The organism is Streptomyces sp. NBC_00234, from assembly GCF_036195325.1.
Lineage (GTDB): Bacteria > Actinomycetota > Actinomycetes > Streptomycetales > Streptomycetaceae > Streptomyces.
Window position 1 is genome coordinate 6,668,977 of sequence record NZ_CP108101.1, and the last position, 18,426, is coordinate 6,687,402.

Annotated in this window: 18 protein-coding genes; 10 read left to right on the forward strand and 8 right to left on the reverse strand. The window is 71.9% G+C overall.

The features are described from left to right. Positions 1-55: 55 nt before the first annotated feature. Genes OG230_RS29320 through OG230_RS29340 form a run of 5 tightly spaced genes read right to left on the reverse strand, consistent with a single transcriptional unit; the run spans position 56 to position 5,102 of the window. Positions 56-988, reverse strand: coding sequence for a VOC family protein (locus tag OG230_RS29320; protein ID WP_328906740.1), 933 nt, complete (start codon positions 986-988; stop codon positions 56-58). A gap of 4 nt (positions 989-992) precedes the next feature. Continuing rightward, positions 993-1,994, reverse strand: a complete 1,002-nt coding sequence (locus tag OG230_RS29325) for an amidohydrolase family protein (RefSeq protein ID WP_328906741.1) — start codon at positions 1,992-1,994, stop codon at positions 993-995. After that, positions 1,991-3,121, reverse strand: coding sequence for an FAD-dependent oxidoreductase (locus tag OG230_RS29330; protein ID WP_328906742.1), 1,131 nt, complete (start codon positions 3,119-3,121; stop codon positions 1,991-1,993). The genes OG230_RS29325 and OG230_RS29330 overlap by 4 nt, the downstream gene beginning before the upstream one ends. A gap of 23 nt (positions 3,122-3,144) precedes the next feature. Then, the gene (locus tag OG230_RS29335; RefSeq protein ID WP_328906743.1) at positions 3,145-4,107 is read right to left on the reverse strand and encodes a cyclase family protein; all 963 of its coding nucleotides are present in this window, start codon (positions 4,105-4,107) and stop codon (positions 3,145-3,147) included. Further along, positions 4,104-5,102: a fumarylacetoacetate hydrolase family protein gene (locus tag OG230_RS29340; RefSeq protein ID WP_328906744.1), complete on the reverse strand. Its 999-nt coding sequence runs from the start codon at positions 5,100-5,102 to the stop codon at positions 4,104-4,106. The genes OG230_RS29335 and OG230_RS29340 overlap by 4 nt, the downstream gene beginning before the upstream one ends. A 122-nt stretch (positions 5,103-5,224) precedes the next feature. On the opposite strand from OG230_RS29340, the gene OG230_RS29345 reads away from it, so the two are divergent. Beyond that, positions 5,225-6,151 carry a LysR family transcriptional regulator gene (locus OG230_RS29345; RefSeq protein WP_328906745.1) on the forward strand — a complete coding sequence of 309 codons (927 nt, stop codon included), beginning with the start codon at positions 5,225-5,227 and terminating at the stop codon, positions 6,149-6,151. Between the two features lie 87 nt (positions 6,152-6,238). Here OG230_RS29345 and OG230_RS29350 read toward each other — a convergent pair whose 3' ends face one another. Continuing rightward, entirely contained in the window at positions 6,239-6,733 is a 495-nt protein-coding gene (locus tag OG230_RS29350) for a lamin tail domain-containing protein (protein WP_328906746.1), read from the reverse strand. Positions 6,734-6,899: 166 nt separating this feature from the next. Between OG230_RS29350 and OG230_RS29355 the strand changes: the two genes are divergently transcribed. Then, positions 6,900-7,208, forward strand: coding sequence for an immunity 53 family protein (locus tag OG230_RS29355; protein WP_328906747.1), 309 nt, complete (start codon positions 6,900-6,902; stop codon positions 7,206-7,208). A gap of 66 nt (positions 7,209-7,274) precedes the next feature. Here OG230_RS29355 and OG230_RS29360 read toward each other — a convergent pair whose 3' ends face one another. Then, positions 7,275-7,799, reverse strand: a complete 525-nt coding sequence (locus tag OG230_RS29360; protein WP_328906748.1) for a GNAT family N-acetyltransferase — start codon at positions 7,797-7,799, stop codon at positions 7,275-7,277. Between the two features lie 371 nt (positions 7,800-8,170). On the opposite strand from OG230_RS29360, the gene OG230_RS29365 reads away from it, so the two are divergent. From OG230_RS29365 to OG230_RS29400, 8 genes are all read left to right on the forward strand, one after another. Beyond that, positions 8,171-9,682, forward strand: a complete 1,512-nt coding sequence (locus tag OG230_RS29365; protein ID WP_328906749.1) for an ABC transporter substrate-binding protein — start codon at positions 8,171-8,173, stop codon at positions 9,680-9,682. Beyond that, complete coding sequence (locus OG230_RS29370) at positions 9,679-10,632, forward strand: ABC transporter permease (protein ID WP_328906750.1); 954 nt, start codon at positions 9,679-9,681, stop codon at positions 10,630-10,632. The genes OG230_RS29365 and OG230_RS29370 overlap by 4 nt, the downstream gene beginning before the upstream one ends. Beyond that, a complete protein-coding gene (locus tag OG230_RS29375) occupies positions 10,629-11,519 on the forward strand; it encodes an ABC transporter permease (protein WP_443051403.1) in 891 nt (296 codons plus the stop codon). Before OG230_RS29370 ends, OG230_RS29375 begins: the two co-directional genes overlap by 4 nt. Next, complete coding sequence (locus tag OG230_RS29380) at positions 11,516-12,583, forward strand: ABC transporter ATP-binding protein (RefSeq protein WP_328906751.1); 1,068 nt, start codon at positions 11,516-11,518, stop codon at positions 12,581-12,583. Before OG230_RS29375 ends, OG230_RS29380 begins: the two co-directional genes overlap by 4 nt. 80 nt (positions 12,584-12,663) lie before the next feature. Beyond that, positions 12,664-13,620 carry an ABC transporter ATP-binding protein gene (locus OG230_RS29385; protein WP_328911573.1) on the forward strand — a complete coding sequence of 319 codons (957 nt, stop codon included), beginning with the start codon at positions 12,664-12,666 and terminating at the stop codon, positions 13,618-13,620. 75 nt (positions 13,621-13,695) lie between these two features. Further along, positions 13,696-15,501: a gamma-glutamyltransferase family protein gene (locus OG230_RS29390; RefSeq protein WP_328906752.1), complete on the forward strand. Its 1,806-nt coding sequence runs from the start codon at positions 13,696-13,698 to the stop codon at positions 15,499-15,501. Between the two features lie 45 nt (positions 15,502-15,546). Further along, positions 15,547-16,392: an inositol monophosphatase family protein gene (locus OG230_RS29395; RefSeq protein ID WP_328906753.1), complete on the forward strand. Its 846-nt coding sequence runs from the start codon at positions 15,547-15,549 to the stop codon at positions 16,390-16,392. Between the two features lie 108 nt (positions 16,393-16,500). Beyond that, positions 16,501-17,916: a phytoene desaturase family protein gene (locus tag OG230_RS29400; RefSeq protein WP_328906754.1), complete on the forward strand. Its 1,416-nt coding sequence runs from the start codon at positions 16,501-16,503 to the stop codon at positions 17,914-17,916. Between the two features lie 8 nt (positions 17,917-17,924). Here OG230_RS29400 and OG230_RS29405 read toward each other — a convergent pair whose 3' ends face one another. After that, complete coding sequence (locus OG230_RS29405) at positions 17,925-18,131, reverse strand: hypothetical protein (protein WP_328906755.1); 207 nt, start codon at positions 18,129-18,131, stop codon at positions 17,925-17,927. Positions 18,132-18,426 lie beyond the last annotated feature (295 nt).

An 18,426-nucleotide genomic window follows, 5' to 3' on the forward strand; every position in this document is an offset into this window, starting at 1 on the left:
GGACGCGGCCGGGCCCGCGGTCATCGGACCGCGTCCCCCGGGACTCCGGTGGAGGTCAGACGGGCGGGGCGACGAAGCAGCCGCGGTCGGGGTCGTTGAACGACTCCTTGGCGACGAGTTCGTTCATCGCGTTGGCGGTGCCCCACTGGTCGGTGACCTCGGGCCGGGAGAAGTCGTAGACGTGCGGGTGCCAGGTGTCCTCGTCGAGCTCTTCGAGTTCGGTGGTGTACTCGACGGTGTTGCCGTGCGGGTCGAGGAAGTACGTGAACGTGTTGTCGCCGGCCATGTGGCGGCCGGGTCCCCAGATCTTGCGGAACCCGGCGCGCATCACCCGGCCGGAGCCGCGCATGTACTCGTCGATGCCGCGCATCTCGAAGGAGACGTGGTGCAGGGCCGTGTGCGGGCCCTGGGCGATGGCCATGGAGTGGTGCTGGTTGCTGATCCGCATGAAGTGCATGACCTCGCCCATGTGCGGTGAGCTCAGGGTGTCGGACAGCGCGAATCCGAGGTGCCGCTCGTACCACTGCCTGGTGCGGTTCAGGTCGGGGGAGTTGAGGACGACGTGGGAGAGCTTGACCGGGATGGCCTCCTTCTCCTCGATCTTCCGGTGGCGGCGCACCTCCACGTCGGCGGAGACCTCGATGGTGCGCCCGTCGACGTCGAAGAAGCGGAAGCCGTAGCCGCCGCCCGGGGTGTCGACGCTGCCCGGCTGCGAGATCAGCTGCACGCCCCCGGCGAGGAGACGCTCCGCGAGGGTGTCCACGGCGGAGGCGTTCGCGGCTCCGTACGAGACGAGGTCGAGGCGCTTCTCCTCGGCCTTGCGCAGCCGTACGACGTACTGCTCGGGCGAACCCTCGGCGGCCAGGAAGGAGATCCCGGAGTCCTCGGAGACCTTGGTCAGGCCCCAGACGCCGGCGTAGAAGTCGAGTTGCTTGTCGTAGTCGGGCACGGCCAGGTCGACGTGCCGCAGGTGCGTGAGCAGGCGCATGATGTCAGTCCTTCCGGAGGAGTGCGGCGGCGTTGCCGCCTCGGACGGCGTGGAAGTCGGCGTCCGCGAGCCGGGCGGCCCGCAGTGCTCCGACCGGGTCCGCGCTGCCCATGTCGAAGGGGAAGTCGGAGCCGAGCAGGACCCGGTCCGCCCCGGCCGCCCGGACCAGTTCGCGCAGGACGGCCGGGTCGTGGACGAGCGAATCGAAGTACAGCCGCTTCAGATAGCTGCTGGGCAGATGGGCGCAGCCCGCGCCCGCGTCGGAGCGTGCGGTCCAGGCGTGGTCGCTGCGGCCGATGTGGGTGGGCAAGTAGCCCCCGCCGTGCGCGGCGACGATCGTCAGGCCGGGGTGCCGGTCGAGGACACCGGAGAAGATGAGGTGCGACAGCGCCACGGCGTTCTCGGTGGGCTGTCCCACGGTGTTGGACAGGTACCACTGGTCGAGGCGTTCGTCGAGCGTGCACCCGAAGGGATGCAGGAAGAGGAGCGCACCGGTCTCCTCGGCCCGGGACCAGAAGGGCTCGTACGCCGGGTCGGACAGCTCGCGCCCGGGCGCGTGACTGGAGATCTGGACGCCCGACAGCCCGCATTCCAGGGCGTGTTCGAGGGCTTCGACGGCGCGTGCGGGATGCTGGAGCGGGACGAGTCCCAGACCCTTCAGCCGGTCGGGCGCGGTGGCGCAGTGCGCGGCCGTCGCCTCGTTGGCCAGCCGGTACACCTTCTCCGCGGTCCGCTCGTCCGTCCAGTAGTGGTAGTGGGAGGGCGAGGGGCTGACCACCTGCACGTCCACGCCCTGCGTGTCCATGGCGGCCAGCCGGACGGCGGGGTCGGTCAGGCGCGCGATGCGTTCACCGATCATCGGCCCGTTCACGGCCATCGCCGCCGGGCCGTTGCGGCGGGCGTCCAGGGCCCGCGCCCCGGCCAGGCCCGGCAGGCCCCCGACCAGTTCGTCGATCTCGGGCAGCAGGACGTGCGCGTGCACGTCCACGGTGGGGGTGGTGGTCACGGCAGATCCTTGAGCATCGTCATGGTGCGGCCCATCAGGCCCGGTACGTCGGCGTCGCGGACACCGTCGAGCTGCCACTGCCCGATCTGTACGGACGCCTCGACGACGGCCCGTACGCGCGGGACACGCCGCTCGTAGTACGCCTGGAGCAGGGCGTCGTCCCAGGTGTCGGAGCCGGTCAGCAGCTCGGCCAGGACGACGGCGTCCTCCAGCGACATCGCCGCTCCCTGGGCGATCGTCGGAGGGCAGCAGTGCGCGGCGTCGCCCACCAGGACCACCCGGCCGCGATGCCAGGAGCCCTCCACCAGCATCCTGTCGAACCAGGTGTAGTTGACCTTCTCCGGATCGGAGATGTGCGCGGTGATCTCGCGCCAGAAGCCGCCGTACTCCTCGGTCAGCGCACGCATCTCGTCCGCGAAGGACTCGGGAGCGATCGTCGCCCGGTCCCGGTTGGCCTCGACGACGTACGCGTACAGGGTCGTGTCGCTCGTCGGGCAGTACCCGGCGATGTAGGCACGGCCCCCGTAGGTGAGGTCGGTGCGGACGACACCCGCGGGGCGCGGGGCGGCGACCCGCCAGATCGCCATGCCGGTCGGCTCGGGCTTCTCCTGGATACCGAGGGCGGCGCGGGTGGCCGAACCGACGCCGTCGGCGGCGATCACGAGGCCGTACCGGCCCGCGGTGCCGTCGCTGAACCGCACGGACACGCCGTCGGCGTCCTGCTCCAGCGATACGGCGGTGACACCGAGCCGTACCGCGGCACCGCTCGCCCGGACGGCGTCGATGAGGATCTGCTGGAGCCGGGGGCGCTGCATACCGACGGTGGCGGGCAGGTCGTCACCGCCGCTGCGGATGTCGCGCTGCTCATGGACGACGGTGCCGTCCGGGGCGGTGATGCCGACCGAGCCGAAGCCGAAGCCGGACTCCCGCACCGCGTCCCACACGCCCAGCGTGCGCAGGACGCGCAGGGCGTTGCCCTGGAGCGTGATGCCGGACCCTGCGGTGGCATTCCAGTCGCCCTTGGCCTCGATCAGGTCCACGGCGATGCCGGCCCTACGCAGCTGGATCGTGACGGCGTTGCCTGCGGCGCCGCCGCCGATCACCAGGACGTTTCTGAGACTGGTCACGAGGAACTCCCTTGTTCCGCTGATTACTTGACGGCGATCGGGTTGACCGGGGAACCGACGGCCCCCGTGATGGGCAGCGGCGCGGCGGTCAGCCAGAAGGCGTACGCACCGTCGGCCGCGCAGTCGGAGGCCAGCGCGTCGAGGTCCCACATCTCGCCGATGAGCAGGCCCATGTTGGGGATGGCGACCTGGTGCAGCGGCTGGAAGGCGTGGTCGAACTCGTTGGGCCGGACCTCGAAACCCCAGGTGTCGGTGGCGATCGCGGCGATCTCGCGCGCGTGCATCCAGCCGGCGGTGGTGAACGACAGGCCGGGCGCCGGGCCTCCGGCGTACTCGCCCCAGCCCTCGCGGCGGGCCCGCGCGAGCCGTCCGGTGCGTACGAGGACGATGTCGCCGCGCCCGACGGTCACACCGTGGGCCTCGGCCGTGGCGGTCAGGTGCTCTTCGGTGATGGCGAATCCGTCGGCCAGTTCGCCCTCGGTGCCGATGACGCCGCCGACGTCGAGCAGGACTCCGCGTCCGGCGACGTACGGGGCCATGTGCTCGATGCCGGTGACCTGGTCGCCCTCGGAGGTGACGGTCGTCGCGGCGTCGCGTCCGTTCCACGCCTTGCCGTGGTCGAAGATGTGGCCGAGGCCGTCCCACTGGGTCGAGCACTGCAACGGCATGGCGATCACGTCGTCCGCGCCGCCGAGGCCGTGGGGGAATCCCTGGAGGCCGAGTGCCGCGTCCGTGCCGGTGTCCAGCATGGTGTGCACCGGGTTGGTGCGCCGGCGCCAGCCCTTCTGCGGACCGTTCATGTCGAAGCTCTGGGCCAGCGAGAAGCTGACGCCCCGCCGCACCAGCGCGGCGGCCTCACGCCGCGTCCGCTCGTCGAGGAAGTTCAGCGTGCCGAGCACGTCGTCCTCGCCCCAGCGCCCCCAGTTCGAGTACAGCTCCGCCGCCCGCGCGATCGCACCCTCGGGGTCGGTGCGGTCCGGGGTCACGGCGTCTCCGCGACGCAGCGGTTGCGCTGGGCGCCGAGGCCGGTGATGGACGCGTCCATCACGTCGCCGTCGCGCAGCAGCCGTCCCCAGTGCATGCCGTTGCCGGCCGGGGAGCCCGTCAGGACCAGGTCACCGGGGAGGAGGCGCGCGGTCTGCGAGATGTACGAGACCAGGCGGGCCACCGAGAAGATCATGTCCGAGGTCGACTCGTCCTGCTTGGCCTCGCCGTTGAGTTCGAGGAGGATCCGCAGGTCGCCGGTGTCGCCGACGGAGGCGGTGGGGACGATCCACGGGCCGAGCGGGGTGAATCCCGGCGCGTTCTTCGACCGCAGCCAGTCGGTGCCGATCTGCGGCATGTCACGGCGGAAGACCGTGGCGCGGTCGGTCAGGTCGTTGGCGATCGTGTACCCGGCGACGTGGTCCAGCGCCTCCTCGGCCGTCACCCGGTACGCGGGCCTGGCGATCACCGCCGCGAGTTCGAGTTCCCAGTCCGGCTTCGCGGCCCACGCGGGCAGTACGACGTCGTCGTAGGGTCCGGTGATCGCGCTCGGCAGGCCGATGAACACGTACGGCAGGTCCTCGGCCGCCCGCCGGTCCATGATCTCCGCCGCCTCGGCCCTGGCCTCCTCGTCGCTGCGCCCGTCGGACGTGTCGCGGTGGGCGACGTGCAGGTCGATGACGTGCTGGCGGTAGTTGGCCCCCGACTGGAACACCTGGCGCGGCTCGACGGGTGCGTGGACCCGGAACTCCGCCAGGGGCCGCAGGTCGGCCGTCCCGTCGGCGGCCAGCTCGTGCAGCCGGGGCAGCACGTCGTCCCAGCGCTCCAGCAGCCCGCGCAGGTCCGGTACCGGATCGCCGAGCGCGGCGCGCAGGTCCAGCGCCCGGCCGTCGGGCGTGATCAGGGCGGGGAAAGCGGGGCCGTCGGGGGCCGACAGCGTGCCGAGCGCGAAAGGCCCCGTGAACAGGGCCGATACGGATGCGGGTTTCACGGACATGTCCTCCTGATTGCGGTGTGACTAATCTGGACCTCCGCCACCTGATCAGGGAAATCGATTGTGTGGATGCATGTCATCCATCCGGGTTATGGTGCGAGCCGCACGACCGAAGGAAGCCGCGCATGAACCTGGCCCGCCTCGACCTCAACCTCGTCGTCGCACTCCGCGCCCTGCTGGAGGAGCGCAACGTCACCCGCGCCGGGCAGCGCCTGGACCTGAGCCAGCCCGCCATGAGCGCCTCGCTCGCCCGGCTGCGCCGCCACTTCGGCGACGACCTGCTCGCCCGGGTCGGCGGCCACTACGAGCTCACCGCCCTGGGGCAGGTCCTGCTCGACCGCACGTCCAACGCCTGTGACCTGCTGGAGCGCCTGTTCAGCAGCCAGGCGGACTTCGACCCGGCCACCGAGAGCCGCGAGTTCAGGCTCCTCGCCTCCGACTACGCGGTCGCCGTCTTCGGTGCGGAACTGGCCCGTGTCGTGCACGAGGAGGCCCCCGGCATCCGGCTCCGTTTCACCCACACCCCGGACACCGTCGTCGAGGACACCGCCACGCTGCTCAGCACGGCGGACGGACTGCTGATGCCGCACGGGGTGATCAGTGGCATGCCGGCCGTGGAGCTCTATCAGGACGAGTGGGTCTTCCTGGTCGCCGACGACCACCCGGAGGTCGGTGACCGGCTCACCCGGGAGGATCTGGCCCGGCTGCCGTGGGTGACGTACCAGCGCACCTACGACGCCCCCGCCGTACGCCAGTTGGGCATGCTCGGGATCGAGCCGCGGGTCGAGGTCTCCGTGGACAGCTTCCAGCTGCTGCCGCATCTGGTGGCCGGCACCCGCCGTATCGCCCTCATGCAGCAGCGCCTGGCGGAGATGCTGCTCGGGGTCTTCCCCGTCCGTGTCGTGCGCCCGCCGTACGAGGCGGTTCCGCTGCGCCAGGCGATGTGGTGGCACCCCGTCCACACCTACGACGCCTCGCACATCTGGCTCCGCGAGACGGCGGTCCGGGTCGGCGCGGGCCTTGCCCGGGACGAGGACGCGCCGGGCACCTGAGCCGCTTCCGCACAGGCCGGTCCGTGCGGGCACACCGCGCGGACCGGCCCTGGTTCACCGCGTCACCTGTGGGAGCGTGACATCGGCTCAGCCGTGGACGGTGATGTATCCGTTGCCGTCGCGGTCGTTCGCGGACTTGGTGTAGGCGTGCACGTCGGAGCGGCTCCCGGACGGCTTGTAGAGGTAGATCGTGTCCTTGTCGTTGTTCCACAGGAAGTTGCAGTTGTCGCGGTAGACCACGTTGTTGGCGTCGGAGTCGGTGCCGTTCCCGCCGCGCAGCTTGATGTAGTCGCCGGGCTGGAGGTAGTGGTTGGCGGTAAAGGCGAACCTGTTGCCGGCGGCGTCCTTGACGACGTACCCCCGGAGGTTGATCGTCGCCGACGACGAGTAGTTCTTGAGCGTCAGGTACTCCGCGGCGGTGTTGCCGGAGGAGCAGCTGTTGGAGTCGCGGCCCGGCGCGTCGTACTGGATCGCGTAGACCTTCAGGGCCGAGGTGTACTCGGCGGCCTGGGCCGGGGTGGCGGCGAGCGTGGCCAGGATGCCGGTGGATATGGCAGTGGCGACGACGAGGTGCTTGCGCACGTGAGGTTCCCCCTCATTGGTGCTGATGAGGGCCGAAGCCTACAGAATTGCTCAAGTCCGTATATGTGAAAGGACGTACGCCGATGCGACGGGCCGGTGACGACGACTCGCGCGACGGGAAAAGGGACACGGCCCGCCGCCGGTGACGGGCCTACCATCTGCTGCTATGAGCGATTCGGACGGTGTTCTCGACTGGCTGCAGAACTGGTACGCACAACAGTGCGACGACGACTGGGAGCACGAGTGGGGCGTGCGGATCGCCACGCTCGACAACCCCGGCTGGACCGTCGAGATCGATCTGGAGGAGACGGACCTGGCGGGACGCGAGTACCCCCGCGCGGACGTCACGCGCGGCACCAACGACTGGGTGTGGGTGTGGGCGGCCGAGGACACCTTCCACGCCGCGTGCGGTCCCGGCAACCTCGTCGAGGCTCTCGCCCTGTTCCGTGCCTGGGCGACCACGCCCGCTCCCTGAGCGGGCGTGACCGGGCGGCCCCTGGGCCGCCCGATCGGCCGGCCAGGGGTTCTCGATCCAAACGAACTAGCGGAGCTCGCCCTCCAGCATCGCCATCGTGAACTCGTCGTACCACCGGCCGTCGCGGCGGAAGCTCTGGCGCAGCCGGCCCTCCTCGACGAAGCCCACCTTGCGGTAGATGTGGTGGGCGGCGTGGTTCTCGGTGACGACGGTCAGCGCGATCCGGTGCAGCCGCATCTTGTCGAAGCCGTACCGGCAGACCGTCCGCAGCGCGTCGGTCGCGTAACCCCGGCCCCAGGACTCCTTCTCGCCGAGGTAGATGTCGAGCTCGGCGCCACCGGTCTCCGGCTCGACGTCGCGCAGCCGCACCAGGCCGACGAGCTGTCCGCCGTCGAGCACCTCGATGCCGAGGAGCAGGTCGTCGTACGCGTTACGGGGCCGCTCCTCCAGCCACTTCTCGGTCAGGCCGGGCTGCTGCGGGTAGCCGTCGCCCATCCAGCGCATGACCTCGGGGTCGTGGTTCCACCGCCACAGGGCCTCCGCGTCCGGCGGTCCCATCGCCCGCAGCTTCACCAGTTCTCCGAGCACCATGTCCGGCAGCCTCCGCGTCTTCATGATCGGTTTCGGTCGGGTAGTCCTAACACGGGGCCGAGGGCGGCCTCAAGCGAATTGGCGGGCACGCGAGGCCCGCCGCCCCGGCCGTCGCGGGGCCCTGGGCCGTCCGTCCGCACGGCCCCTCCCGCCCGTTATCCGATCGTCAGCAAAATTCCTGTCCGGTATGTGAGCAACCCTCTTGCACTGCGGACTGTATGCGAAATACGGTCTGCGATATTCCTTGATCACCCCCTGGCGGGAGGTAGGCCCTCGTGCGCCGAAAAGCGGTTGCCCTGGTGGCGGTTGCATTGGTGTCCCTCACCTCGGGCTGCGCGTCGCTGCAGTCCTCGGCGACCGAGGTCGGAGGTGTGCGGAAATCCGATGAACGGCCCGTACGTGACGGCGGGACGCTCACCGTTGCTCTCAACTCCGACCCCGACAAACTCGACCCGACGCTCGCCCAGACCCTGGTGGGCCGCACGGTCTTCGCGGGCATGTGCGAGAAGCTGTACGACATCGACGAGGACGGCACCGTCGTGCCGCAGCTCGCCGCCGCGCTCCCCACGACCTCGGCCGACGGCCTCACGGTCACGGTGCGGATCCGTGAAGGGCTGACCTTCAGCGACGGGACCGCCCTGGACGCGCGGGCGGTCGTCACCTCGCTCCTGCGCCACCGCGACCTGCCCGGGTCCGCGCGCGGCACCGAGCTGGCCCCGGTCGGCAAGGCCGAGGCCACCGGCCCGTACACCGTGCGGCTGGAACTCGACCATCCCTACGTACCGCTCACCGGCGTGCTCGCCGACCGGGCCGGGATGGTGATGTCCCCTGCCGCACTCAAGAAGTACGGGAAGAACTTCACCAACCACCCCTCCTGCGTCGGCCCCTTCAGGTTCGTCGAGCGGGTCGGCGGCGACCGGATCGTCCTGGAGAAGGACCCCCACTACTACGACGCCGACAAGGTGCACCTCGACGGAGTCGTCTACAAGCCCATCCCCGACGGCAACGTCCGCCTCGCCAACCTGCGCTCGGGCGACCTCCAGGTCGGCGACCAGATGGGCCCCGTCGACGTACGCAGCGCCCTCACCGAACCGGGGCTCCAGCTCTTCAACTCGCCCTCGCTCGGCTACCAGGGCATCGGCGTCAACGTCGGCAACGTGAAGGGCCTCGGGCAGCCCCCCGGGAAGATCGACACCCCGCTCGGCCGGGACGTCAGGGTCCGGGAGGCGTTCGAGCTCGCCATCGACCGCGACCTGATCAACAAGGTCGTCTTCCAGGGCATGTACGAACCGGCCTGCGGCCCGATCTCGCCGCAGTCCGCCATCGCCCCCGGCGTGCAGCCGCAGGACTGCCCCGAACGCGATGTCGCCCGGGCGAAGAAGCTCCTGAAGGAGGCCGGGGTGAAGACCCCCGTGAAGATCGAGCTGAAGACCTCCACCACCCCGGAACAGGGGCGCGTCGGCCAGGTCCTCCAGGCCATGGTCAAGGAGGCCGGCTTCGAACTCTCGCTGCGCCCCACCGAGTACGCCACCATGCTCGCCGAGACGGACGCCGGTCACTACGACGTCTTCACCAGCGGCTGGTCCGGCCGCCTGGACCCCGACGGCAACGTCTCCAACTTCCTCAAGACGGCGGGCGCGATGAACGCCTACGGCCTCGGCGACCCCGAGATCGACAAGCTGATCGCCGAGGGCCGCACCGTGGCCGACCCGGCCCGGCGCACCGACATCTACGACGAACTGACCCGACGGGTCCAGGACGCCCACGCCATGATCTACCTCTACCGGCAGAAGAACTACGTCGTCGCCACCAAGGACGTCGCGGGCATCCGCGTCTACGGCGACGGACTGGTCCGGGTCACGACTGCGGGGTACACCCGATGACGAAGTACCTGCTGACGCGGCTGCGTCAGTCCCTCATCACGCTCTTCCTCGTCAGCATCGTGGTCTTCGCCGGAATCCGGGCCCTGCCCGGCGACCCGGCGCTCGCCCTCGCCGGTGAGGAACGCAGCCCCGAGGCGCTCGCCGCGATCCGCGAGAGCTACGGACTGAACGACAACATCGTCGTCCAGTACGGACGGTTCATCGGCCACGCCCTCACCGGCGACCTCGGCACCTCGTCGCGTACCGGGCTCCCGGTCGCCGACGCCATCGGCCAGGCCCTGCCCGTCACCCTGGAACTGGCCGCGCTCTCCCTCCTCCTCGCGGTCGTCGTCGGCATCGGCGCCGGTGTCGTCGCCGCCGTACGGCGCGGCAGGCCGGAGGAGTGGCTCGCCAACGCCATCGCGCTGATCGGCCTGTCCATCCCGACCTTCTGGCTCGGTATCGTCCTGGTCCTCGGATTCGCCATCGCCGTCCCGGTGTTCGCCGCCTCCGGTTACGTCCCCTTCGGTACCGACCCGGTCGACAACCTGCGCCGCATGGTGCTCCCCGCGATCGTGCTCGGTTCCGGACTGGCCGCCGTCGTGATGCGCCAGACCCGGGCCGCGATGCTCGACTCGCTCTCCGCCGACTACGTCCGTACGGCACGCGCCAAGGGCCTGTCGCGGCGGTCGGTCATCGGCGGGCACGCGCTGCGCAACTCGCTCGTCACCGTCGTGACCGTCCTCGGTCTCCAGCTCGGCCACCTGATCTCGGGCGCCGTCGTCACCGAGCAGATCTTCGTCCTGCCCGGCTTCGGCAAGCTCACGATCGACGCCGTCTTCACCCGTGACTACGCCACGCTCCAGGCCGTGGTGCTCTGCACCTCCGCCGCGTACATCCTCATCAATCTGCTGGTCGACGTGGTCTATTCGGTCATCGACCCGCGCATCCGGCTCGGAGGTGCCCGGTGACCACAGCGACCACATCCCTCCCCACCAAGCCCGCAGCCGCCCCGCGGCGCAAGGGTGGCGGCAAGCTCCGCGCCCTGCGCAGGAACCGGCTCGCCCTCACCGGCGGGATCATCGCCACCGTCTTCGTCGTCGTGGCCCTGTTCGCCCCGCTCATCGCACCGTACGACCCCGCGCAGCCGAACTTCGGGAACGTCCTGGCGGAACCGGACTGGTCCCACTGGCTCGGCACCGACGACCTCGGCCGCGACCAGCTCTCCCGCATCGTGTACGGGGCGCGGGCCTCCATGCAGGTCGGCCTCGTCGCCGTCGTCCTGGCCTTCCTCGTCGGCGTACCACTGGGGCTGCTCGGCGGGTACTACGGCAAGTTCGCCGACAGCGCCGTCTCGCGCCTCACGGACACGATGCTGGCCTTCCCCTTCCTGGTGCTCGCCGTCGGACTCGCCGCGATCCTCGGCCCGTCCCTCACCAACGCGACCATCGCCATCGGCATCTCGCAGATCCCCGCCGTCATCCGCATCACCCGGGCCGAGACCCTGCGGCTGCGGCACGCCGACTACGTCGTGGCGGCCATCGCCAACGGCGGCGGCGACGGCACCCTGCTCTTCCGGCACATCCTGCCCAACGCCACCTCCGCGCTGACCGTCCAGGCGACGGTGGGCATCCCCGCCGCCATCATCGGCGAGGCGCTCCTCAGCTTCCTCGGCCTCGGCGTCCAGCCGCCCGACCCCTCGCTCGGCGTGATGCTCTCCGGAGCCCAGTCCTTCCTGGCCCCCGCACCCTGGATGGCCGTCTTCCCCGGCCTGGCGATCGTCGCGGCGACGCTGGCCTTCAACCTGCTCGGCGACGGACTGCGTGACGTCCTCGACCCCCGCGGAGGCACCCGATGACCGAGACCCTCCCCGACCCCGTACGGGACCCGGTGCACGCACCCGTCCTGAGCGTGCGCGACCTGTCGGTGTCCTTCCGCTCCGACGCCCGCACCGTGCACGCCGTCGACGGCGTCTCCTTCGACCTGGCTCGCGGCGAAGTGCTCGCCGTGGTGGGGGAGTCGGGCTGCGGCAAGTCCGTCACCTCGATGGCCGTCATGGGGCTGCTCCCGCCGACGGCCCGCGTCGGCGGCTCCATCCGGCTCGGTGAGCGCGAACTCGTCGGCGCGTCCGAGAAGGAACTCCAGAAGGTCCGCGGCAAGGACATCGCGATGATCTTCCAGGAGCCGATGACCTCGCTGAACCCGGTCCTCACCATCGGCCGGCAGATCGGCGAAGTGCTCCGCAGGCACCAGGGCCTCAGCAGGAAGGAGGCCAGGGCACGCGCCGTGGAACTCCTCGAACTCGTCGGCATACCGGCCCCCGCGCGCCGCATCGAGGAGTACCCGCACCAGCTCTCCGGCGGCATGCGCCAGCGCGTGATGATCGCCATCGCCGTGGCCTGCGACCCCGCCGTCCTGATCGCCGACGAACCCACGACGGCACTCGACGTGACGGTGCAGGCCGGCATCCTCGAAGTGCTCCAGGCGCTGCGCGAACGGCTCGGCACCGCCATCGTCCTGGTCACCCACGACCTCGGCGTGGTGGCCGACACCGCCGACCGGGTGCTCGTGATGTACGCGGGCCGCCCCGTCGAACAGGCCCCCGTCCACGACGTGTTCGCCACCGGCCGGCATCCGTACACCCGCGGCCTGCTCGGCGCGGTCCTGCGCCCCGGAGGCGAGGGGAAACGGCGCCTGCCCGAGATCCCCGGCCTGGTGCCGAGCCTCGACAGCCAGCCCGACGCCTGCACCTTCGCCCCGCGCTGCGCCCGCGCCGACGACACCTGCACGGGCAGCCGGCCGGGATTCACGTCCGTCGACCCGCGGACGGGCACCGGCGCCTCGCACCGGGCCGCCTGCTGGCACCCGTACGGAGCGGACGAAGCCGCCCCCGCGCGACCCGACCAGGAGGCCGGAAAGTGACCACCGCACAGACTGTCCCCGCACCGCGCGAGAGCGGTGAAAGCCCGGACCAGCTGCCCCCGGTCCTCGAGATCACCTCCATGGAACGGCACTTCGCGGCCTCCGGCGGTGCCTCGGTGCGGGCCGTCGACGGCGTCTCGATCACCGTCGGGCGCGGCGAGGTCGTCGGACTCGTCGGCGAGTCAGGCAGCGGCAAGACGACCGTCGGCCGCTGCGCCGTCCGCCTCGACGAACCCACCGGCGGCATCGTCCGCATCAACGGCACCGACGTCACGCACCTCTCCCGCCGGGCCCTGCGCCCCCTGCGCAAGGACTTCCACCTGGTCTTCCAGGACCCGTCGTCCTCCCTCGACCCGCGCATGACCGTCGGGCAGATCATCGCCGAGCCCATCCGGCTCAACCGGCAGGCCCGCGGCGAGGAGGTACGGGCCCGGGTCGAGAAGCTCCTCGGCCAGGTCGGGCTGCGCCCCGAGCACGCCGACCGGCACCCGCACGAACTCTCGGGCGGGCAGCGCCAGCGCATCTCCATCGCCCGCGCGCTCTCCTGCGACCCCGACCTCGTCGTCGCCGACGAACCGACCTCGGCGCTCGACGTCTCCGTCCAGGCAGCCGTTCTCAACCTCCTCGCCGACCTCCAGCGGGACCGCGGCTTCGGCTGCCTGTTCATCACCCACGACCTGGCCGCCGTCGAGTTCCTCGCCGACCGGATCGCCGTGATGTACCTGGGCCGGATCGTCGAACAGGCCCCGACGGCAGAGCTGTTCGCGTCGCCCAAGCACCCGTACACCCAGGCCCTGCTCTCCGCCGCACCCGTCCCCGACCCGGTCGAGCAGCGGTCCCGCCGGCGGATCGTGCTGCACGGCGAACTGCCCAGCCCCCTCGACCCGCCTCCCGGCTGCCACTTCCAGACCCGCTGCCCGCTCGCCACCGACCGCTGCCGCACCGAGGCCCCCGCCCTGCGCGTGATCCCCGGCGGACGGCAGGTCTCCTGCCACCTCGTGGCGGACGACGGCACTGCCCCCGACGCGGCCGGCTGACCCCGCGCCTACGATCCGCACAGACCGCCAGAACCCCGTACGCCCTCGCGTACGCCGCACCTAGGAGCCGTATCCGTGTTCACCACCCGGCCGACCCTCCAGGGCACCTTCGGCATGGTGTCCTCCACCCACTGGCTCGCCTCGCAGTCCGCGATGGCCGTCCTGGAGGACGGCGGAAACGCCTTCGACGCGGCCGTCGCGGCCGGATTCGTCCTGCACGTCGTCGAACCGCACCTCAACGGGCCGGCCGGCGAGGTCCCGATGATCCTGGCGCCGAAGGACGGCGACGTACAGGTGCTCTGCGGCCAGGGCCCCGCCCCGGCGGGCGCCACCGTCGCCCACTACCGCTCCCTGGGCCTCGACCTCGTTCCCGGCACGGGCCCGCTCGCCGCCGCCGTCCCCGGCGCCTTCGACGCCTGGATGCTGCTGCTGCGCGACCACGGCACCAAGACCGTCGAGCAGGTCCTGCGGTACGCGATCGGTTACGCGGAGGACGGCCACGCACCCGTCGAGCGGGTCGGCCAGACCGTCGAGACCGTGCGCGAACTCTTCGAGACCGAATGGCCGTCCTCCGCCGAGGTCTACCTCCCCGGCGGCGCGTCGCCCCGGCCCGGCGAGCTGTTCCGCAACCCGGCCCTCGCGGCCACCTGGCGCCGCCTCGTCGCCGAGGCCCGCGAGGCGGGCGGCGAGGACCGCGTCGCGCAGATCGACGCCGCCCGGAAGATCTGGAGCGAGGGCTTCATCGCCGAGGCCCTGGTCCGCCAGGCGGCCGTCCCCACCATGGACACCAGCGGCAAGCACCACACCGGCACCCTGACGGCCGCCGACCTGGCCGGCTGGTCCGCCTCGTACGAGGCCCCCGCCACGTACGACTGGAACGGCTGGACGCTCGCCAAGGCGGGCGGCTGGAGCCAGGGCCCCGCCTTCCTCCAGCAGCTCGCCCTGCTCCCCGCCGAGCTGCCCGCGTACGGCTCCGCGGACTACGTGCACCTGCTCATCGAGGGCTGCAAGCTCGCCATGGCCGACCGCGAGGCGTGGTACGGCGACGCCGCCGACGTCCCGCTGGACACCCTGCTCTCCGAGCCGTACAACGCCGCGCGCCGCGCACTGGTCGGCGCGGAGGCGTCGCACGAGCTGCGCCCCGGCAGCCCCGACGGCCGCACCCCCGTCCTCAGCGAGCACGCCCACGCCGTCGCCTCCGGCGCGTCCGGCTTCGACGCCATGGGCATCCCGGCGGCCGGGGCCGGCGAGCCGACCGTCGCCAAGGACGGTGCGACCCGCGGCGACACCTGCCACGTCGACGTCGTCGACCGCTGGGGCAACATGGTCTCCGCCACCCCCAGCGGCGGCTGGCTCCAGTCCAACCCGGTCGTGCCCGAACTGGGCTTCCCGCTCGGCACCCGCCTCCAGATGGCCTGGCTCGACGAGGGCCTGCCGAACTCCCTGACCCCGGGCCGGCGCCCCCGCACGACCCTCACACCGTCCCTCGCCCTGCGCGACGGTGTGCCCGTCATGGCGTTCGGCACGCCCGGCGGCGACCAGCAGGACCAGTGGCAGGTGCACTTCTTCCTCGCCGTCGCGCTGCGCGCCGAGGTCCGCGGCGGCCTCGACCTCCAGGGCGCCGTCGACGCCCCGAACTGGCACAACGACAGCTTCCCCGGGTCCTTCTTCCCGCGCGGCATGCGCCCCGGCAGCGTGACCGTCGAGGAGGGCATGGACCCGGAGGTCGTCGCCGCCCTGCGTCGCCGGGGCCACGACGTGACGGTCGGCGACCCCTGGTCGGAGGGCCGGCTGTGCGCCGTCGCCCGCGACCCGCGGACCGGCTTGCTGTCCGCCGCGGCCAATCCGCGCGGCATGCAGGGGTACGCGGTCGGCCGCTGACCGCCCGCCCGACGCGCCCCCGGCGGACCGTGCTTAGCTGGAGTCATGATCGATGACTTTCTCGCCGAGAACGCCGGGGACGCCGGGCACCTGAGCCAGGTCGAAGCGGCGGTCCGCGCAGCCGCAGCCGCCGAGATCATGCCGCGCTACCAGCAGCTCGCCTCCCACGAGATCATCGAGAAGAGCGGCCCGCACGACCTGGTCACGACCGCCGACCGGCTCGCCGAGGCGCACCTGACGGCCTCCCTGACCCGGCTGCTGCCCGGCTCGGTGGTCGTCGGCGAGGAAGCCGTCCACGCGGACCCCCGGGTGTACGACGCCCTGGGCGGCGAGGCGCCCGTCTGGATCGTCGACCCGGTCGACGGAACCCGCCAGTTCGTCCACGGCGAACCCGGCTTCTGCACCCTGGTGGCCCTCGCCCACCACGGCGAGGTCCTCGCCTCCTGGACGTACGCCGCCGCCCTGGGCGAGATGGCGATCGCGGTACGCGGCCGGGGCGCCACCCTCAACGGCAGGCCGCTCCACGCGGGCTCGCCCGCGCCCGGCGCCGTCCTGAAGGTGGCGATGTCCCACCCGGACTACACCTCCGACGCCCAGAAGCGCGCCCTGCTGGGCCTGCGCACCGAAGGCATCGACGCCCGCCCCTGCGGGTCCGCCGGACTCGAGTACCTCGCCGTCGCCTGCGGTGCCCAGGACGCGGTGGCGTTCAACTGGGAGTTCGCCTGGGACCACGCGGCGGGTCTGCTCCTGGTCACCGAGGCGGGCGGCACGCAGTCCACGCTCTCCGGCGCGACCTTCCGCATCGCCGGCGGCAACGACCTGCCCTTCACGGCCGCCCGGGACGAAACCACGAAGGACCGCGTCCTGGACGCGCTGCGTACCGGGGCCTGACCTGCTTCCCCGCACGCGCGGGGCTGCGGGACGGCCACCCCCGCCCACGCCTTCGGCGGCCCCGAATATCCTGGGTGTCCTGGCCGCCGGCTGACAAGGAGTCCCAAGGTGCCGTCGATGCTCGATGCAGTCGTCGTGGGGGCGGGGCCCAACGGACTGACCGCCGCAGTCGAGTTGGCCCGCCGGGGCTTCTCGGTGGAGGTGTTCGAGGCCGCGGACACCATCGGTGGCGGGGCCCGTACCGAAGAGCTCACCCTCCCCGGATTCCGCCACGACCCGTGTTCGGCCGTGCACCCGCTCGGCATCGGGTCACCGGCGTTCAGGGGCATGCCGCTGGACCGCCACGGGCTGGAGTGGCTCCAGCCCGAACTGTCGCTCGCCCATCCCTTCCCCGACGGATCCGCCGCCGTGCTCACCCAGTCGGTGGGGGAGAGCGCGATGTCGCTCGGCGCGCGGGACGCGGGCGCCTACCGCCGGCTCGTCACGCCCCACCTCGGGCACTGGGACACCCTGGCCGCCGACTTCCTGCGCACCCCGTGGGACGGGCTGCCGCGCGACCCGTACCGCCTCGCGCGCTTCGGGATGGTCGGCCTCCAGCCGGCCACCTGGATCTCCCGGCGCTTCCGCGACCCCAAGGCACGGGGTCTCCTCGCCGGGCTCGCCGCCCACGCCATAGCTCCCACCAGCGGATTCGCCACCGGCGCCATCGCCCTCGTGTTCGCGCTGGCCGCCCACGAGCACGGCTGGCCGGTACCGCGCGGCGGCTCCCAGGCGATCTCCGACGCCCTCGCCTCGTATCTGCGCGAACTGGGCGGCAGCATCCGCACCGGCACCGAGGTCAAGCGCCTGGACGAGCTGCCGCCCGCCCGCGCGTACATCTTCGACACCTCGCCGACCGCCCTCGCGCGGATCGCCGGGCTGGGGAACGCCTACCGCGGCTACCGGTACGGAGCCTCCACCTTCAAGATCGACTACGCACTGTCGGAACCCGTCCCGTGGACGGCGAAGGAGGCCCGGCGGGCCGGTACCGTCCACATCGGGCCGACCGAGGGCGAGATCGACAGTGCGCTGCGCGCGGCCGTCGACGGCCGTGATCCCAGCGTCCCGTTCCTGATCACCGCTCAGCCGACGCTCGCCGACCCCTCCCGGGCACCCGAGGGCCGGCACGTCTTCTGGGTGTACGGGCACGTCCCGGCGGGCTGGACGGGCGACGCGACCGAGGTCATCGAGCGGCAGCTGGAACGCTTCGCGCCCGGCTTCCGCGACGTGGTCCTCGCCCGCGCCGTGGCGGGACCGCCCGAACTCGCCGCCCGCAACGCCAACTACGTCGGCGGTGACATCGCCTGCGGCGCCTTCGCCGGTCTCCAGACGCTCATCCGTCCCAAGCTGGCCCGGGTGCCGTACGCCACCGCGCACCCGGCGGTCTTCCTCTGCTCCTCGGCCACGCCCCCCGGACCGGGGGTGCACGGGATGTCCGGCCATCACGCGGCGAAGGCGGTCTGGCGGCGTCTGCGGGCCGCCTGAGCCCCGGCTCAGGCCAGCTCCGTCCCGGGCTCGACCGACGTGTAGGTGACCGCCCCTCCGCCGTTGTTGTCGGACGTCCCGAAGCCGCCGGCGCAGGCGTCGATCGCGGTCCGCAGGTCGCTCACGGTCCGCTGGGCGCCGCCGTCCCCGTACGAGGCGAGATTGACCGTCACGACAAGGCCCGGTGCGGCGGGGGAGGTGAAGCCGCGGCTCACCCACGTGGGGAGGGACGGAGCCAGGGAAAGCGGACGGCCGGGACCCCGCTGGGGGGCAGGCCCCGGCCATCCACTTGTCCAGCGTCCGGGGCCGCCCGAACGTCACACCCGCCCCCGGGAGACGGCTCGGAGCAGCCCGACGGCGGGGCTTGTCCCGCCCGTACGGCACCATGGGGCCGACGGGCGGGCGCCGGAACGGGGGAGAGAGCGTGACGGGTGCGGGTTCGGACCGAGTGTCCGGTGGTCATTGGTCCGCCGGTTTCCGCAGAGGGGCACTGTGCGGAATTCCCACGTC